The following is a 14,159-nucleotide window of genomic DNA, read 5'->3' on the forward strand; positions in this document are numbered from 1 at the left end:
CCAGCGCCGGCCGGATACGGCAGGATGAGTCCCGTGACGCAACATCCTGCCGCGGTGGGCGCCGTGGCTCCGGACTTCGAGCTTCAGGACCAGCACGGCACGCCTGTGAGGCTGTCCGGCTTCCGGGGCAGGAAGGTCGTGCTGGTCTTCTACCCGCTTGCCTTCAGCGGGGTCTGCCGGAGCGAGCTGGCCGCCCTGCGCGATCTCGACACCGACGCGCAGGTCCTCACCGTCTCGGTCGACTCCCTGTTCACCCACCGTGCCTGGGCGGACCAGGAGGGTTACGGTTTTCCCCTGCTCTCCGACTTCTGGCCACATGGACAGGTCGCCCGGGCGTACGGTGTCTTCGACGATGCGAAAGGCATCGCGCGGCGTGGCACCTTCATCATCGACGGTGAGGGCGTGATCCGGTGGTCGGTGGTCAACCCGGCCGGCACCGCACGTGACGTCGCCGCCTACGTGAAGGCACTCGCCGACATCTCGTAACGGAGGACACCATGCCCTGCTACCGCTGCGGGGCCCGGCAGACCGACCCCGTCAAGGGTGCCAGCCCGTGGAAGCGCGGGGTACGCCGGGAGTCCCAGGTGCTCATCTGCCCTGACTGCCAACGCCTGCACGACCTCGACCTCGACTGCTGCCGTACGTGCGGGTCCACGGCGCTCATCTGCCGTCTGGGCGAGGTGGAGTGCCGGGCCTGCGGGGCGGTGCGGATGGCCCGGGCGAGGGCCTTCGCGGGGTCGGGAGCCCCGCCGGGGCTGTCGGCGGAGGTGGAGGCGGCCCTGAACCGGGTCCTCGGCCGAGCCTGAACCGACCGGGACGGGACTCTGGACTGACCGGGACGGGACTCTGGACTGACCGGGACGGGACTCTGGGAAGCTGGACAAGAGCGGACAGCGAGCCAAATAAGCCCCGGAGACCCCTTTCCAGACATTTACTGAGCTGCGCTATCGTCTCCTACCGTGTCCGAACCTAGGAGCAGTTCGTTCGTCGTAGCGCTCGACGTCGGTGGCACGTCCATGAAGGGCGGCCTGGTCAGCGAGTCCGGCGCGGTGCTGTTGAGCGAGCGACGCCCCACTCCGGTCTCGGAGGGGCCTGAGGCGGTCGTGACGGCGATCCGCGACTTCATCGGCCACCTGGCGAGCTCGGGCGACGGCAACCCGGCAGGGGTCGGCCTGGCCGTTCCGGGGCTGGTCTCGGAGGACACCGCCCTGTACGCCGCCAACCTCGGCTGGAGCGACGTCCCGGCCACCGCGTTCACGCCGCTGGACGTCCCCGTCCTGCTCGGCCACGACGTCCGCACGGGCGGCCTCGCGGAGAGCGTCCTGGGAGCGGGGCGCGGCGTCTCGGACTTCCTGTTCCTGCCGATCGGCACCGGCATCGCCGGCGCCATGATCCTGCACGGCGAGCCGTACGGGGGCGCCTCGGGCTGGGGCGGCGAGATCGGGCACATCCCGGTCTTCCCGGACGGTGAGCAGTGCGCGTGCGGCCAGTTCGGCTGCCTGGAGACGTACGCCTCGGCCGCCTCGGTCGGCAGGCGCTACAGCCAGCGCTCAGGCCTGGAAGGGATGCGGGCCGAGCAGGTGGTCTCCTCGGACGACCCGGTGGCCGTCGAGGTCTGGGACGAGGCCGTGGAGGCTCTCTCGCTTGCCCTGGCCACGTACACGCTGCTGCTGGACCCCACCATGATCGTGCTGGGCGGCGGCCTGGCCGAGGCGGGCCCGGCGCTCTTCGACCCGGTCCGCACCCGCCTCGTCAAACGCCTCGCCTTCCGCGCCGCGCCACCCCTGCACCCGGCGGCGCTGGGCGTGGACGCCGGCATGCTCGGGGCCTCGCTCCTTGGCTGGCGCGCCGCCGGCCGCCCCGAACTGGGGCCGGGCTGGGTTCTGGATGTGCGATCCCAGCCGTTGGTGTCGTAAGGTGTAGTGCCGATCAGGGGCGGTTAGCTCAGCGGTAGAGCACTCGCCTTACAAGCGAGGGGTCACTGGTTCGAACCCAGTACCGCCCACCAGTGAAAAACGCCCCGTCTCCGATCAAGGAAACGGGGCGTGAGTGACAAACTGAGTGACATGCTGGGTAGCTACGCATCATCCGCCATGGGAAAGATGCGATCCATCGCAGTCGCGCCTTCCTGGATGACCGGCCGGATCTGCTGACGGTAGACGGTCTCCGTGACCACCGTGTTGGAGTGCCCGACCAGGCGTGAGATGTCCTCGATCGGGATGTCGTGGTCCGAGAGCAGGGACACGAAGCTGTGCCGGAGCTCCCGGGGAGCCCAGTCCTTGCCGGCGAGCTTGGCGCTGTCGAGCACCTTCCTGAAGTCGCGGCGGGTGTTGTGGGCAGTCATCTTCGTCCCGGTCCGAGTGGAGAACACCAGCTCGCGATCGTCGTTCTGAGCTTCCTTGAGGTTCTTCAGGGCGTCCACGCAGCGTTTGGGCAGAGCGAGGCTGCGTCGGGACTTCGGGGTCTTGGTCTCGCCCTTCTTGCGGACCGATCGCCAGACGTACAGGGCGAATTCCTTGTGATCCCAACCGATCCCGGCCACTGATCGCCATGCTTGTGTCTCATCGTCGTACGCGACTACATGACTCCACTGAAGCGCCCGCACTTCCTCCGTGCGTGCTCCAGAAAGCAGAGAGACCACGATGTAGGCCCGGATGCGAGGCTGTGCGTTCTCGGCCGCCTTCAGGACGGCTTCGGCCTGAGCCAACGTGAGCGCCTTGGAAGTGCGGCCGGTTCGACCTTCCGGGATCTCGCACAGATCCACCACGTTGCGTTTGACCTTGTCGCGCCGCATGGCGTTCTTGACCGAACGATTCAGGACGTTGTGGAGGATCTTGAGGGAACGAGTGCTGAGCTCACTCGTCTTGCGCTGCAACCACTGATCGACGTCCTCGACGGAGAGATCCCTGAGCTTGCGTTTGCCCAGCTCGGGGAGGAGATGCTTCCTGACGTAGGTTCGATACATCTCGACGGTGGCAGGCTCGCGTCCGGGTAGGCCGTTGGCCAGCCAGTAATTCACCGCGTCGGCGACGGTGTAGTTGGTTGGTGCGATCGCAAGGCCATCCTCGTGATCGCGTAGGACCTCCTTAAGTTTGGCTTTGGCTTCAGTCTTGGTCCGTCCGGCGGCTTTGCGGGTGATGCGTCGGCCTGCCGGGGTGTAGCCGATGGTGATCTCGGCGATCCAGCGTTGGCGGGCTTCGCTCCAGTACAAGCCACCGTCGCCGTGTGCGCGTTGCTTGGGCATCAGGCGACCTGCGCTTCCTGCTCCAGGAGCTTGATGTACTCGGCGATGGCGTCGGCCGGCACGCGGCGCGCACGTCCGGCTTTGACGGTACGGAGTCGTCCCGCGCGGATCTCCTGGTAGAGGTAGCGACGGGACAGGCGCAGGACGGTGACGGCTTCGTTGACGTCGTAGAGGGCTTGACCGGGATAGTGCACGATCTTGCCGCTGGTAGGCATGGGTACTCCGTTCGTATCTGGGGTTGGTCAGGCGGCGAGCGGTGTGGACGAACTGCATGCCTGTTCGAAGGCGAGTTCTTCGCGTCCGGCTCGGGTGTATTCGCGGGCTTGTGCCGCTGCCGTGTTGGCTAGGAGGGCGTCTCCAGTGGTTTTCCAACCGCTCCCGGCATAGGTGAGTTCACTGATGACGAGCGTCGTTTCGTCGTCAAGGTCGGCTTGACGCTCGAATGCGTCGGGGGCGTACTCGTGTGCGGCGTCTTGGGTGCGGCGATAGTGGACGCGTGCGGCGCGTAGGGCGGCGAAGGTGGTGGAGTAGCGGCGGGCTTTGGTGAAGAAGTGGCCGCCGAAGCCGAGCATGTGTGCCCAGCGGCGGAGGCCGTCGAAGCCTTCATGGTCGGGGTGGCCGAGGTCCCAGCATGCGGCGATGAGTCGTTCGGTGTGGGTGCCGGCACGGTTGGCGTGGTGCTCGATGGAGGCGTGGTCCAGACGGCGGGAGACGTGCCCGGTGACCTCGGTGCCTTTGGTGGCGTACTTGGCGAGGTAGGCGGCGACCATGGCGTCGGTGACCGGGTTGTCGCCTCGGAGGCTCAGCGGGCGCACGTCGAGCTGGTCACCCCAGGCGATGGACCAGCCGCCGGGGTTCTCGTCGTGTGCGGGGGTAGTGAACCGGGTTGCGGTGGCGGCGTGCTGGACGGCGTCGACCAAGTCGTCCGCGGTGGGTCCGTCCGGTGGGGCAACGACCGCGGTGGGGTCATCAGGGTCGAGGCCGTCGAGGCGGAGCAGGACGTGGAAGTGAACGGCTCCGCGTCGCTGGTATTCAGCGGCTTTGCCATGGGCGATGCGGATGCGGGGCAGTCCTCGACGGCGGGCGAGCTGGTTGAGGTGGCGTTCCATCGCCTGCTTGGTGCGGCGCCAAAGCTCTCCGGCCTGGTTGTTCCAGACGACGTGGTGGTCGTGGTCGTAGCAGTCCAGGCACAGCGGTTGCCCGATCCGCTCGTCGGCCAGGCCGTGGCGGGCGAAGCAGGCTTGCAGAACGCCGTGGGGGCAGGTGTCGATGGTGCGTCGGGCGTGGCAGGGTTCCGGCCGGCAGGTGCAGCGGGTCTTGTCCTTGCAGGTGTGGGTGCGGACGTGCCGGGTGTGGACCGGGCCGAAGGCGGGAGCGGTGAAGGTGGCGAAGACGGCCGGGTGGGTGGAGACGGACTCGTCGACGCCTTTGCCTCCGGTCAGGCCGGAGCGGACGAGCTGGTAGGCGTCGCGGCGGTAGGTCTCGGCGCAGGAGGGGCAGATGGTGACGCGGCGGTTTCCGCAGGCTTTGTAGATGACGCCGTCTGGCAGCTCCGAGGTGGGCACCGTGGCCAGGATGGCGCCGGTGTGGGTGTCGACGGTGTGGACCTGGCCGTGGAGGCGGACGGGGGCGGTGCATCCGGCGGCGGACCAGATGTGGTCGAGCCAGGTGTAGTAGCCGTCGCCCGCGCGGGTGAGTGCGCTGTCGTGCGCGAACAGAGCAGCTGCACCACTGTGGGTGCGTGCGGGGCCGGGTTCGGTGTTCGCCCCCGTGCCCGGGAAGGTGAGCTGTTGCCCGTTCTTCCCGGGGACGAGAGCCAGCGTCGAAGGTGCCGACGAGCTGGTGGTCATGGGCGGCCCCCGTCGTGGGTGCCGTCGAGGTGGTGGAGTACGGCCGTGGCCATGTCGGTGTCGATGCCGAGGTGGTCGGCGAGGATGGCCGGGGTGATGGGGTCTTCGCTGCGTTGCCGATGGGCGAAGACGGCCATGCGAGCGCCCTGGAGGAGTTCGTCGGGGATGGCGGTGACGGGTTCGATCGCGGGTGCCTCAACGCGGGGGACTTCCGCTGTGACGGTGGTGATCGTTGGAGTGGTGCGCTCGTCAGGAGCGGTGACGTGTTCGCGCGTGGTCTTGCTGGTGGGCGTGCCAGACAAGGCGAACTTGGTGAGAGCGAGGAAGGCCAGCGCGGGAACGGCGTTGAGGAGCCATCCGCTTGGGCTTGGGTCAGCGACCGCCAGTTGCGCAGCGATGGACAGTGCGGCGGCGATAATGAGGACGACCATCGGGTAGACCACGGAGGCACTGGCGCGCTTGCGTCGGCGGATTTCCAGGCCGGCGGCGGTGGGGGTGAGTTCGGAGATGATGGCGTTGGCCCAGCCGAACCAGTCGCCGGTGTTGGCGGGGACGTGTTGCATGGTCCAGTCGTGGACGTGGGTGAAGGAGACCGCTCCGGCGATGCCGCCGATGACGAGCAGGATGCCTATCTGGACGGCGGACTCGATGCGTGGGGCTCGGTTAGACGACGAGTGCATGGTGGTCTCCCTGCGCGTCGTGAAGGTGAGCGGTGATGGGCTGGTGGCACTCGCTGCACGTGATGGAAGCGCTGGCGAGCAGGGATGCCGCGATGCGGATGATCCGGTTGCAGGCGCAGGTGGCAGCTACGACGTGGGGCGTGATGTCGTCTGCCGTTGTGGTGTGCTCGTCGGCTGGCTGGTCCCAGCCGGTGACGCGGGGGACAACGCCGCATAGCGGGCAGGAGCGTGATGCTCCGCCTCGGTTTTTGAGGGATCGTTCGAGGTTGCGTCCGCCGTCCCAGATGCGGGCCACGACGAAGTCGATGCCTTCTTTGGTGATGACTTGCATCAGGCGGGCGCCGGTGCCGTTGCGGTGCTGGCGCAGGCGGCGGCTCAGGTCTCCGGAGGTCCAGCCGATGTAGTGGCGTGCGTGCTTGTAGGGCCGGTCGAAGTGGAGCAGGTAGACGGTTCCGCCGGTGCTCATGCGTTCTCACCGCCCCAGCGCTGCTGGGCGGCCTGGCGGCTGATGGTTAAGGGGCGGGCGATGTCGGTCCAGGAGTAGCCCTGCGCCCGGAGGCCGTTGACGGCGTGCGCGATGGCGGCGTCCAGCTCGTCGATGAGGTCGACGGCGTCGGCGAGTGCTTCGACATCACCGGCGGCGATGCGGCGGCCGTAGGCGCGGATGGCACGCTGGAGGAAGGCCGCGTATTGGTCGTTCTCGACGACCCGTCGCGGGCTGTTGGATGTCAAGGTTTGGTTGTCAGTGCAGTCGCGTTCAGGCATGGCGGACTGCACGGTGCAGGTACGCTGCATGGATCCACGTCCTTCGCTTGACGGTGGAGTAGTGGAGTGCAGGGGCCGGGAAGCTGTGGAAGGTGCACCGGCCCCTGTTTGGTTGTCAGGCGGCGAGCTGGTGTGCGGGCAAAAGCGAGCCGTGACGTCCGCTACGGCGGATGGCGACGGCGTAGTCGGCGATGTGGGCGATGTCGCTGTCGGTGAGGTAGGCGACCTTGATCTTGTGAGGGGTGCCGCCTTCGGCGATGAGGTAGCACACGCCCTGACTGGTGGGCGTGATGTCGGTGGCGCAGTAGCCGGAGCTGGACCAGCCGTCGCCGAGGATGATGTCGCTGGAGCCGGACGAGGTGCAGCGGAAGGCGGCGCGGTAGCCGAACAGGTCGCGCATCGACTTGGGGATGATGTCGACGCTGGGTCGCTGGGTGGCGGCGACGACGATGATTCCCGCGGCTCGTCCCCGTGCGACCAGGTCGCGAAGCAGGGAGATGAACTCTCGCTGCTGGCGCTCGTCGCCCACGGTGGCCGAGAAGTAGGCGATCTCGTCGATGATGACGACGATGACGTTGACGTCGTCGTACTGCTCGATCTTGCGTCGGCGGCGGGCCGACAGCCAGGAGTAGCGGTTGTTCATTACCTGCTGGAGGCGGCGCAGGGTGATGATGGCTTCGTCGATGTCGGGGCCGACGAACTTGTCGGCGGCGGGTGCGAGCATGCCGAGCTCGACCTGCTTGCCGTCGAGGAGGACAAGCCGGGTGCGGTCGCACAGAGCGGCGTGGCAGCCGATGCACTGGACCAGGCCGGACTTGCCGCCTCCCGGTTCGCCGGCGGCGAGGATGTTGCGGTAGATGAGCGGCAGGTAGACCGGCTGACGCATCTCGTCGATCCCGATGAAGATCGGGTCATGCATCGACAGCATCGGCCCTATCGGCACCCTCGCGCTGGTGGGTGCGTCGATGATGGTCATGATCGTGGGTCTCTTTCTGCGAGAGTGTTGAGATGCCGTGCGGGGTGCCACCAGGGGCAGAGCCCGCACGGATCGCTGTGAAGGGGCTACGGCGTGACCGCGCCGTAGTAGGTGCCGGAAGCCTCATGCATGGCCATGTGCTCCTGGGTGATGGCGGTAGCCCGGAACTCCACCGGCCCGAAGGTGCGCAGAGCGGTGTAGTGCGAACCGCTGTCACTCAGCGTGGGAGTGACGCCGAGGATGGCGGCCACGCGGCCGACTTCCGCGCGCTTCGCGTCTTCGCTTCCGCCGTCCACGTCGTTGGCGGTGACGCTGTAGCTGACGTGGGCCCAGGAGTTGGTGGGCACGTCGGGGTGGGTGTCGAGGAAGTCGGCCAGGGCGCGCAGCCCGTCAATAAGCTGGGCACGCGCGACCATGGCTTGGAGGTTGGCGAGCTGCCGCTTGTACTGCTGAGCGACGTCCGTACGGCCGTGATAGTCGTAGTAGCGGGCCAGCTCAGACAGGTGACCGATCTCCTGGTTGATCTCGTAACGCGAGGTGAGATCCATCGACGTTCCTTTCGCGGATCAGGGCATGGCGATGCCGGGGGACGGCCGGGCGAGAGAAGTGCTCGACCGCCCCGCCAGCGGGTGTGGTGAGTACGGCGGGAGCGACTGCGTCAGTCGATGTAGTCGCTGATGTCTTCCGCGCCGCGTGCGGCCGGGACGGTGACGGCATCCCGGGCAGGCTTCTTGCCGTTGTCGATCCGGCCGTTCTTGGTCGTGTTCTTCTGCGTGTCGATGACGGACGCTTCGGTGACGTCGTCCAGGTCCAGCCCGCCAGTCCCCGTGTCGAGGACGAGCGTCGGCTGACTCACCAGGTCGTCCACCTCACTGATCTCGTCAGTGAGCGGAGAGACGACGCGTCCAGTGAGCGCGTCACGGCGGCTGATGTTGATCCGCACGAGCGCGGAGTTGGACTGCGAAGCGCGCTCGACGTTGACCTTGTCGGCCCAGCACGCGGCAGCGATCTGTTCGAGTCGGCCTTCCAGATCCGACATGGCCAGGCCGGGACGCAGCCACAGCCAGACCGACTCGCCGACGAGCGTGGGACGAGCCCACAAGACGAACGGCAGCGAGGCGCGGTTGTTGCCGATGATGAACTCGGCGAAGCAGGTCCGCAGACGGTGCCGGGAGATGACGCACCAGGCCACTTTCATGACATGGTGGCGGACCTGGGGAAACGCGAACGGAACCGTCACCGTGGCGACGATCGCCAGGCGCACGGTCAAGGTGGTGTGCTGGGCCAGGATCACGAAGCCGTAGACCAGGCCGGCGGCGGCGAGGATCTCGGGAAGCCACCACAGGATGACCCGCAGCACGGGCCAGATGAAGATCACGGCGGCGATCGGCAGGGCAATCAGTGCCCCGATGAGTCCGCCCAGGATGAGCGCGATGATGGGGTGGAAGTTGTCCGCCAGGATGGTCGCGGCCAGGAGGCCGGCCACGATGGAGACCACCCAGAAGGCGATCTTCGCGTTGCGGGTGTAGGACCGGGAGACGTGGTCCTCGATCACCGTGACGGTGCCTCGGCGGCCGGAGGCTCGCCGTGACAGGGAACGGCCGCTAGTCTTGGCCATGAGTCGACGTCCTTCCTAAGGGATGTCGGGTTGATGTGAGTGCGGCGGGGCCGGATCTGGGGAGATTGGCGGCCCCGCCTGAAAATGCGGAGAGCGTTTCAGCTGGCCATGACGGTGGAGCTGTGTCCGTTGCCGCACTGCCCGACGAACAGCCCGTACTCGTCGTCGCTGTAACCGACAACGGGTTCACCGCACTGGCCGCAGTTGTACGCCATCGTGTAATTGGCGTTGGGGTTGGTGCGATAGACCGCGAACTGGGTCTTCTTCGGCATTGTGAGCCTCCTGCTCAGCACGGTGCGTTGTGGTTGTGGTTGATTGGGCTGGAGCTGACCGCTCCGCATGAACAGGAAAAGAGCTCCTGTTTCGTGTTGTCGTTCGCCCCGTCAGGCCACTGGCCACGGGAAAGCGAAGCTGACATGCTGATTCCTCCTCTTGCAGAGGACCGGGCACGTCCTTCTCTTGGTCGGGTAGGCGTGCCCGGCACAGCAATGGCCGTTGGCCAGGTGTGATGCTCGGAGATGTCTCCGCGTGGCATCACGTAGCGGACACCTCAGGCAGACCGTGAGCGTCTAGAGCCGGGTCAGGCGGACTTGGCCGCCGGAACCGTCGCCGACTTGATCTCCGTCGCGCGAAACGCAACGCCGCTGCGCCCGTTGGTCGACCAGGGCAGGGCCTCCAGCTTGGAGAGAGTGACGATCTGTCCCACCTTCACCTCGGGCCGGATACCGGCCGTAGTGACAGTGATGACCTCGCCACCGTCCTCGTCCAGGATGAACACCTGCGTCGACCACATCGGACGGCCCGTGTCGCGCTCGGTCTTCTGGCGACCGTTCTGGTCGGTCTTCTCGACCGACTCCTTCGACACCGTCACCTGCTTGTTGCTCGTGTCCACGTAGAGCTTCATGGAGCCCTTCCTCTCGTCTTGGGCCGCACCACTTCTGGATGCGCTCCCCTACTGGACAGGTCCTCTATAGGACCACTGCTAGGACTGTCGCATGGCCTCCACTTCTCGTCAAGTCCTCTATAGGAATATGCTTGGCCCAGAGAGGAAACACGTGACTGATCAACTCGGCGCAAAGGCGCCCAAATATCAACGAATCGCCGACGAGCTGCGACGCGACATCAGAGATGGCGTCTATCGGCCAGGTGACCGCCTACCAGGAGAGACATCGCTCCTGGAACGCTTCCGATCTCAGCTTCCGAGTCTGAGTCTTCCGACGCTGCGACAGGCCGTCGCCCTACTGCGCGCCGAAGGACTCATCGAGTCCCGGCAAGGCGTCGGAACGTTCGTGAAGGAGAACCGACGCCTCCAGCGCCGTTCCCGGTCCAGGTATGGCAGGGCGAGGGACGACAAGCAGCTCCTGACATCGCACCTTCAGCACGAGATCACGTTCGCTGGCGTCGCCCAGATACCGCCGCACATCGCTGAAGCGGCCGGCCTGGCCGAAGGAACGGAAATGGTCATCCGGCGCCGCACTCTTCGTGATCGCGAAACTGGCAAGCCAGAGGAGCTCGGCGCAAGCTACCTACCGATGGACTATGCAAGCGGCAGCTTCCTTGAAGAGCCCAAGGTCGTGCCCAAGGCACTCTTCCTGTGCATGGAAGATCTCAGCGGCAAGCAGTACGCCCATGCTCGCGATCAGTGGTTGGTTCGGATCCCCACCGCCACCGAAAGCGATCTTCTTGACCTTGCGACCGGTACCCAGGTCATCCATGTCATCCACGTCGCACGAGCGGACGACGGATCTCTATTGGAGGTCTCGGAGTCCGTTTGGCCCGCTGATCGCATCGTGGTGATCGACGAATACCCGATCACGCAGCAGGCAGAGCAGCCTGACGTACCGTCTGACATCTAAGGATCATCATGGATCACACCACGATCGAGCGCGTACCCGAGGTTCGTAACCATTGGTGGTGGCGCCCCGGTTGGCAAGAAGGACGGCACTACTACGCCTGCCATCTCTCCTTTGAAGATCAACCCGACCTACATACTCTGGTTGATCGCTACCAGGAAGCGCTTAAGTCGTTCCCCGTTCTAGATCTCATCCCGCGCCCCTGGCTTCATCTCACCATGCAAGGGATCGGATTTACTGACGAAGTTTCCGAGGAGAGTGTAGGCAGGATCGAGGACATGCTTCGGTCAGAACTACAACGAATCACGCCCCCTGTGGTGACCTTCCACCGGCCGGTCATCGTGCCCGAAGCGATCTACCTACCAGCTCTACCCGCTACGCCAATTTCCGACCTTCGGGCGGCGTGCCGTACAGCCATCGCGTCGGCTCAAGCTGTCGAGTCTGACGCAGGCTCGTATCGGCCCCACGTCAGCATCGCGTACGTCAACGCCGACAGCCCAACCGAACACATCGCTCAGGCCCTGGAAGTGGTGGACGTAGACCCGGTCCAAGTCACGATCTCGCACGTGTCTCTCATGGTGTTTCACCGTGATCGACGCATGTATGAATGGACCAAGGCCATCCGCATCCCCATCGGTGCTAGCTCGTCCTGATCAGGCCACGGCCGAAGTGGCTGTGTGAGAACTTTCTGTACGTCTTCAAGGCGGCCCCGAGGGGCCGCACGCGCCGCCGTCACGGCGCACGCCGCCACCTCCCGCTTCGCTCCCGGCGGCGACGCGCAAAACGCCGGACGGCTGGCGCGGACGAGTGGAAGGGGCCGCCATGCGACAGTACAGAGCTGATCACACAGGGGAGCGCGCTTCTCCGGTCACAGGGCGAGTCGGTCAGCGCACGCGTGCGCGGTCACGGGGCCGGCCTTACTGCATGCCTCCGGCGGGGGCGCTCCGGCTCCGGGATGGCGTTCGCACGCACGTGCGGGTTGCGGGGTGGCTGGTGTGTCCATCCCGTCTTCCATCGACCCAGGCAAGCCCAGCAGACCGCCTCCTCCGGTGCAAGCCCGGCTGTGACCGCTGGGCATCCACTCACCCTGGAAGGTGCCCAGGCGAAGGGACACGTCAAGCCGGGCTTGCACCTCCGTCACCGGCCCGCTGCCGCTCCGCAGTGGGTCGACGGCAGACGGGATGGACAAAACCAGCACTTGTTGTAGCGGCGTTTCATATACTGCATGGCTAAAGCCAGCATAGGAGGGCTTGTGTCAGCTCCGACGGATATGAATTGGCTAGCTACGGTACTCCCTGTCGCATCCCTCGCTCTAGGCTCTCTGCTTACGATGCTCGGGCAGGGGCTAGCTGATCGGCGAACCCGGAAGCGTGAACATGCCGCTCGCATAGATCAACTACGCATACAGCTCTACCAGGAGGATAGGGAGATCTTGCACTCTCTGCAGCAGGCTGTTACGGAGTTTTCCCACTTGCAATGGGATTATCTTCAACATCTAACCTCCAAAGATGCTGAACCAGATGATGTCGTAGTAAAAAAGCAAACCGCCAAACACAGGGAAAACTATACTCCAATCTATAGTCGATTAGTTATGTACTATCATCGATGCAAGCATGAGCACGTCCGGGAAGAAGTAAAAAAGTTCATAGTCTGGTGTCAAGATTTCGATGAAATCAAAAAGCATAAAGATCTCTCGGATCGCATCGAAGAAGCAGGGGGTATTACGCAGCTCGTACACGAGGCAATCGGGCAACAGCTCCGAAAGGACCTCTTGGTCGAATTGCAGCGAAATCCCGCTGTGATGAGACGTCAAAAGAGAAACAAATAGTCCAATGCCCTGGCTGTCAAGTACACCCGAGTCCAAGTGACGTGATTGGCTGAAAGCCAAGGAGGGGCCAGGCTGAGAGCCATGCAGTAGTGCGACCCGGTCTAGGCTCGATTGGCCGAACGAGCCTCGCACCTTAACCTGCGTGAACTGATCAAAACGCTGAGTCTGACGAGTCCTATGACTGTAGACGGGATCGAGAGGCTGAGTGACAAACTGAGTGACATCACAGACGCCCACCACAGCATGACCATGCACCTGAGTGCACACCAGACATAGACCCGAGCAGTGACTACGCCAGCTCCAGTGATCAAATAGCTACGCTTACAAGCGAGGGGTCACTGGTTCGAACCCAGTACCGCCCACCCTGCACACCCACCCGTTACCCACCTCCCGGGTGGGCCGTCTGACGCCCGCCCGCACACCATGGCCCTCGCTCCGCTCGGACGCCCTGCCTGAAGGCCGGGCTTCGCCCGGCCCCGCTGTCGCCCCCGGGCAACCGGATAGGCCATGGCTTGATGCCTTGCCCGACGCTTCGATGGCTGCTCATCCATGCCCATGCAGGTCTCAGGACTGCCATAGGCGGTAATCGGTCCGGAGGGCGTGGTCGGCCTGTGCGGTGCTGTGCTGGTAGATCAAGGCGGCGCGGACGGAGTCGTGGCCCATCCGCTGCATGAGGTCCTTGAGGCTCGCGCCGGAGCCGGCGGCGATCGTGTTGCCGGTGTGCCGGAGATCGTGGAAGTACAGGCCAGAGAAGCCGACCTTCTGTGTGTTCTCGTCCCACTTGGCCGCGCGCCGGAAGTCGCTGCGGTGGAGGCTGCCGCCTCGTGAGCCGGTGAAGATCAACGCGTCCGGTGCTGAGTGGCCGGCAAAGGATCTCCGATACGGAGGTGACGGGCGATCGTAGCCAGGTCGTCCCCGTCGTGGTACGACGCCTTGCCGACCTTGAGGAGGCGTCGAGCTTGGTTGCGGGACGCCCCCGTGCGGACTGTGCGAGGGAGCCGGTTGAGGCGCTCGGCGGCCTGGTCGATCGTGACGGGTTTCGTCGTACGCAGGACCTCCCGCGGACATGCGAAAGCCCTCGACGCGCGAGGCGTTCGAGGGCTGGTTATGCCACGATCAATCCATTTGATGCACGTTGGTCAGCGATTCGGTCAAATCGACGCGCAGGGATTCGGCTGCCAGATCGCGGAGTTGGTCAGCGAAGGCGAGAGCCTGCTCGGGCGTGAGTCGCGGTTCGGTGCCAAGGTAGAAGACGACGATATCGCCGAGCGGTGAGCGCACGGCGGTGAACGGTGAGGGCGGGGAGATGACCATGATGGGTGCATCATCCCGCGCCGCACCGACA

General features: G+C 65.2%; 18 protein-coding genes and 1 tRNA gene. 6 read left to right on the top strand and 13 right to left on the bottom strand.

Annotated features, from left to right (window positions below):
- The first annotated feature begins 33 nt into the window (after positions 1-33).
- The 4 genes from HTZ77_RS04745 (at position 34) to HTZ77_RS04760 (ending at position 2,008) form a co-directional block, all read left to right on the top strand.
- Entirely contained in the window at positions 34-486 is a 453-nt protein-coding gene (locus HTZ77_RS04745) for a peroxiredoxin (protein WP_328808414.1), read from the top strand.
- Between the two features lie 11 nt (positions 487-497).
- Positions 498-806: a hypothetical protein gene (locus tag HTZ77_RS04750; protein ID WP_175588190.1), complete on the top strand. Its 309-nt coding sequence runs from the start codon at positions 498-500 to the stop codon at positions 804-806.
- Positions 807-959: 153 nt separating this feature from the next.
- A complete protein-coding gene (locus tag HTZ77_RS04755; protein WP_328808415.1) occupies positions 960-1,916 on the top strand; it encodes an ROK family protein in 957 nt (318 codons plus the stop codon).
- Positions 1,917-1,933: 17 nt separating this feature from the next.
- Positions 1,934-2,008, top strand: a tRNA-Val gene (locus HTZ77_RS04760).
- Positions 2,009-2,077: 69 nt separating this feature from the next.
- Here HTZ77_RS04760 and HTZ77_RS04765 read toward each other — a convergent pair.
- From HTZ77_RS04765 to HTZ77_RS04815, 11 genes are all read right to left on the bottom strand, one after another.
- Positions 2,078-3,244 carry a tyrosine-type recombinase/integrase gene (locus HTZ77_RS04765; protein WP_175588191.1) on the bottom strand — a complete coding sequence of 389 codons (1,167 nt, stop codon included), beginning with the start codon at positions 3,242-3,244 and terminating at the stop codon, positions 2,078-2,080.
- A complete protein-coding gene (locus HTZ77_RS04770) occupies positions 3,244-3,459 on the bottom strand; it encodes a helix-turn-helix domain-containing protein (RefSeq protein WP_175588192.1) in 216 nt (71 codons plus the stop codon). Before HTZ77_RS04770 ends, HTZ77_RS04765 begins: the two co-directional genes overlap by 1 nt.
- 27 nt (positions 3,460-3,486) lie before the next feature.
- Positions 3,487-5,094: a replication initiator gene (locus HTZ77_RS47295; protein ID WP_205302084.1), complete on the bottom strand. Its 1,608-nt coding sequence runs from the start codon at positions 5,092-5,094 to the stop codon at positions 3,487-3,489.
- The gene (locus tag HTZ77_RS04780; RefSeq protein ID WP_175588193.1) at positions 5,091-5,774 is read right to left on the bottom strand and encodes a hypothetical protein; all 684 of its coding nucleotides are present in this window, start codon (positions 5,772-5,774) and stop codon (positions 5,091-5,093) included. Before HTZ77_RS04780 ends, HTZ77_RS47295 begins: the two co-directional genes overlap by 4 nt.
- Entirely contained in the window at positions 5,758-6,240 is a 483-nt protein-coding gene (locus HTZ77_RS04785; RefSeq protein WP_175588194.1) for a GIY-YIG nuclease family protein, read from the bottom strand. Before HTZ77_RS04785 ends, HTZ77_RS04780 begins: the two co-directional genes overlap by 17 nt.
- Positions 6,237-6,569 carry a hypothetical protein gene (locus tag HTZ77_RS04790; protein WP_205302085.1) on the bottom strand — a complete coding sequence of 111 codons (333 nt, stop codon included), beginning with the start codon at positions 6,567-6,569 and terminating at the stop codon, positions 6,237-6,239. Before HTZ77_RS04790 ends, HTZ77_RS04785 begins: the two co-directional genes overlap by 4 nt.
- Positions 6,570-6,654: 85 nt before the next feature.
- Positions 6,655-7,515: an FtsK/SpoIIIE domain-containing protein gene (locus HTZ77_RS04795; RefSeq protein ID WP_175588195.1), complete on the bottom strand. Its 861-nt coding sequence runs from the start codon at positions 7,513-7,515 to the stop codon at positions 6,655-6,657.
- An 86-nt stretch (positions 7,516-7,601) separates the two neighbouring features.
- Entirely contained in the window at positions 7,602-8,063 is a 462-nt protein-coding gene (locus HTZ77_RS04800) for a hypothetical protein (RefSeq protein WP_175588196.1), read from the bottom strand.
- Positions 8,064-8,173: 110 nt separating this feature from the next.
- Positions 8,174-9,070 (bottom strand): hypothetical protein, encoded by an 897-nt coding sequence (locus tag HTZ77_RS04805; RefSeq protein WP_175588197.1) that lies wholly within the window; start codon positions 9,068-9,070, stop codon positions 8,174-8,176.
- A gap of 161 nt (positions 9,071-9,231) precedes the next feature.
- Positions 9,232-9,405, bottom strand: a complete 174-nt coding sequence (locus HTZ77_RS04810; RefSeq protein ID WP_175588198.1) for a hypothetical protein — start codon at positions 9,403-9,405, stop codon at positions 9,232-9,234.
- Between the two features lie 308 nt (positions 9,406-9,713).
- The gene (locus HTZ77_RS04815) at positions 9,714-10,037 is read right to left on the bottom strand and encodes a hypothetical protein (protein WP_175588199.1); all 324 of its coding nucleotides are present in this window, start codon (positions 10,035-10,037) and stop codon (positions 9,714-9,716) included.
- Positions 10,038-10,188: 151 nt separating this feature from the next.
- Between HTZ77_RS04815 and HTZ77_RS04820 the strand changes: the two genes are divergently transcribed.
- Both HTZ77_RS04820 and HTZ77_RS04825 read left to right on the top strand, forming a co-directional pair.
- Positions 10,189-10,989: a GntR family transcriptional regulator gene (locus tag HTZ77_RS04820; protein ID WP_175588200.1), complete on the top strand. Its 801-nt coding sequence runs from the start codon at positions 10,189-10,191 to the stop codon at positions 10,987-10,989.
- 8 nt (positions 10,990-10,997) lie between these two features.
- Positions 10,998-11,639 carry a 2'-5' RNA ligase family protein gene (locus tag HTZ77_RS04825; protein WP_175588201.1) on the top strand — a complete coding sequence of 214 codons (642 nt, stop codon included), beginning with the start codon at positions 10,998-11,000 and terminating at the stop codon, positions 11,637-11,639.
- A gap of 1,739 nt (positions 11,640-13,378) precedes the next feature.
- On the opposite strand, the gene HTZ77_RS45805 is transcribed toward HTZ77_RS04825, so the two are convergent.
- Together HTZ77_RS45805 and HTZ77_RS04835 are read right to left on the bottom strand one after the other, a co-directional pair.
- Entirely contained in the window at positions 13,379-13,657 is a 279-nt protein-coding gene (locus HTZ77_RS45805) for a tyrosine-type recombinase/integrase (protein WP_235994320.1), read from the bottom strand.
- A gap of 273 nt (positions 13,658-13,930) precedes the next feature.
- Positions 13,931-14,128, bottom strand: coding sequence for a hypothetical protein (locus tag HTZ77_RS04835; RefSeq protein WP_175588203.1), 198 nt, complete (start codon positions 14,126-14,128; stop codon positions 13,931-13,933).
- Between the last annotated feature and the right edge of the window lie 31 nt (positions 14,129-14,159).

Origin of the sequence: Nonomuraea montanisoli (assembly GCF_013363975.1) — a bacterium.
Lineage (GTDB): Bacteria > Actinomycetota > Actinomycetes > Streptosporangiales > Streptosporangiaceae > Nonomuraea > Nonomuraea montanisoli.

Bases quoted from the DNA above. Each gene is read 5' to 3' on its own strand.
- HTZ77_RS04800 (WP_175588196.1), bottom strand. From the start codon at position 8,063: ATGGATCTCACCTCGCGTTACGAGATCAACCAGGAGATCGGTCACCTG.
- HTZ77_RS47295 (WP_205302084.1), bottom strand. From the start codon at position 5,094: ATGACCACCAGCTCGTCGGCACCTTCGACGCTGGCTCTCGTCCCCGGG.
- HTZ77_RS04825 (WP_175588201.1), top strand. From the start codon at position 10,998: ATGGATCACACCACGATCGAGCGCGTACCCGAGGTTCGTAACCATTGG.
- HTZ77_RS04795 (WP_175588195.1), bottom strand. From the start codon at position 7,515: ATGACCATCATCGACGCACCCACCAGCGCGAGGGTGCCGATAGGGCCG.
- HTZ77_RS04785 (WP_175588194.1), bottom strand. From the start codon at position 6,240: ATGAGCACCGGCGGAACCGTCTACCTGCTCCACTTCGACCGGCCCTAC.
- HTZ77_RS04750 (WP_175588190.1), top strand. From the start codon at position 498: ATGCCCTGCTACCGCTGCGGGGCCCGGCAGACCGACCCCGTCAAGGGT.
- HTZ77_RS04835 (WP_175588203.1), bottom strand. From the start codon at position 14,128: ATGGTCATCTCCCCGCCCTCACCGTTCACCGCCGTGCGCTCACCGCTC.
- HTZ77_RS04780 (WP_175588193.1), bottom strand. From the start codon at position 5,774: ATGCACTCGTCGTCTAACCGAGCCCCACGCATCGAGTCCGCCGTCCAG.
- HTZ77_RS04790 (WP_205302085.1), bottom strand. From the start codon at position 6,569: ATGCAGCGTACCTGCACCGTGCAGTCCGCCATGCCTGAACGCGACTGC.
- HTZ77_RS04810 (WP_175588198.1), bottom strand. From the start codon at position 9,405: ATGCCGAAGAAGACCCAGTTCGCGGTCTATCGCACCAACCCCAACGCC.
- HTZ77_RS04815 (WP_175588199.1), bottom strand. From the start codon at position 10,037: ATGAAGCTCTACGTGGACACGAGCAACAAGCAGGTGACGGTGTCGAAG.
- HTZ77_RS04770 (WP_175588192.1), bottom strand. From the start codon at position 3,459: ATGCCTACCAGCGGCAAGATCGTGCACTATCCCGGTCAAGCCCTCTAC.
- HTZ77_RS04765 (WP_175588191.1), bottom strand. From the start codon at position 3,244: ATGCCCAAGCAACGCGCACACGGCGACGGTGGCTTGTACTGGAGCGAA.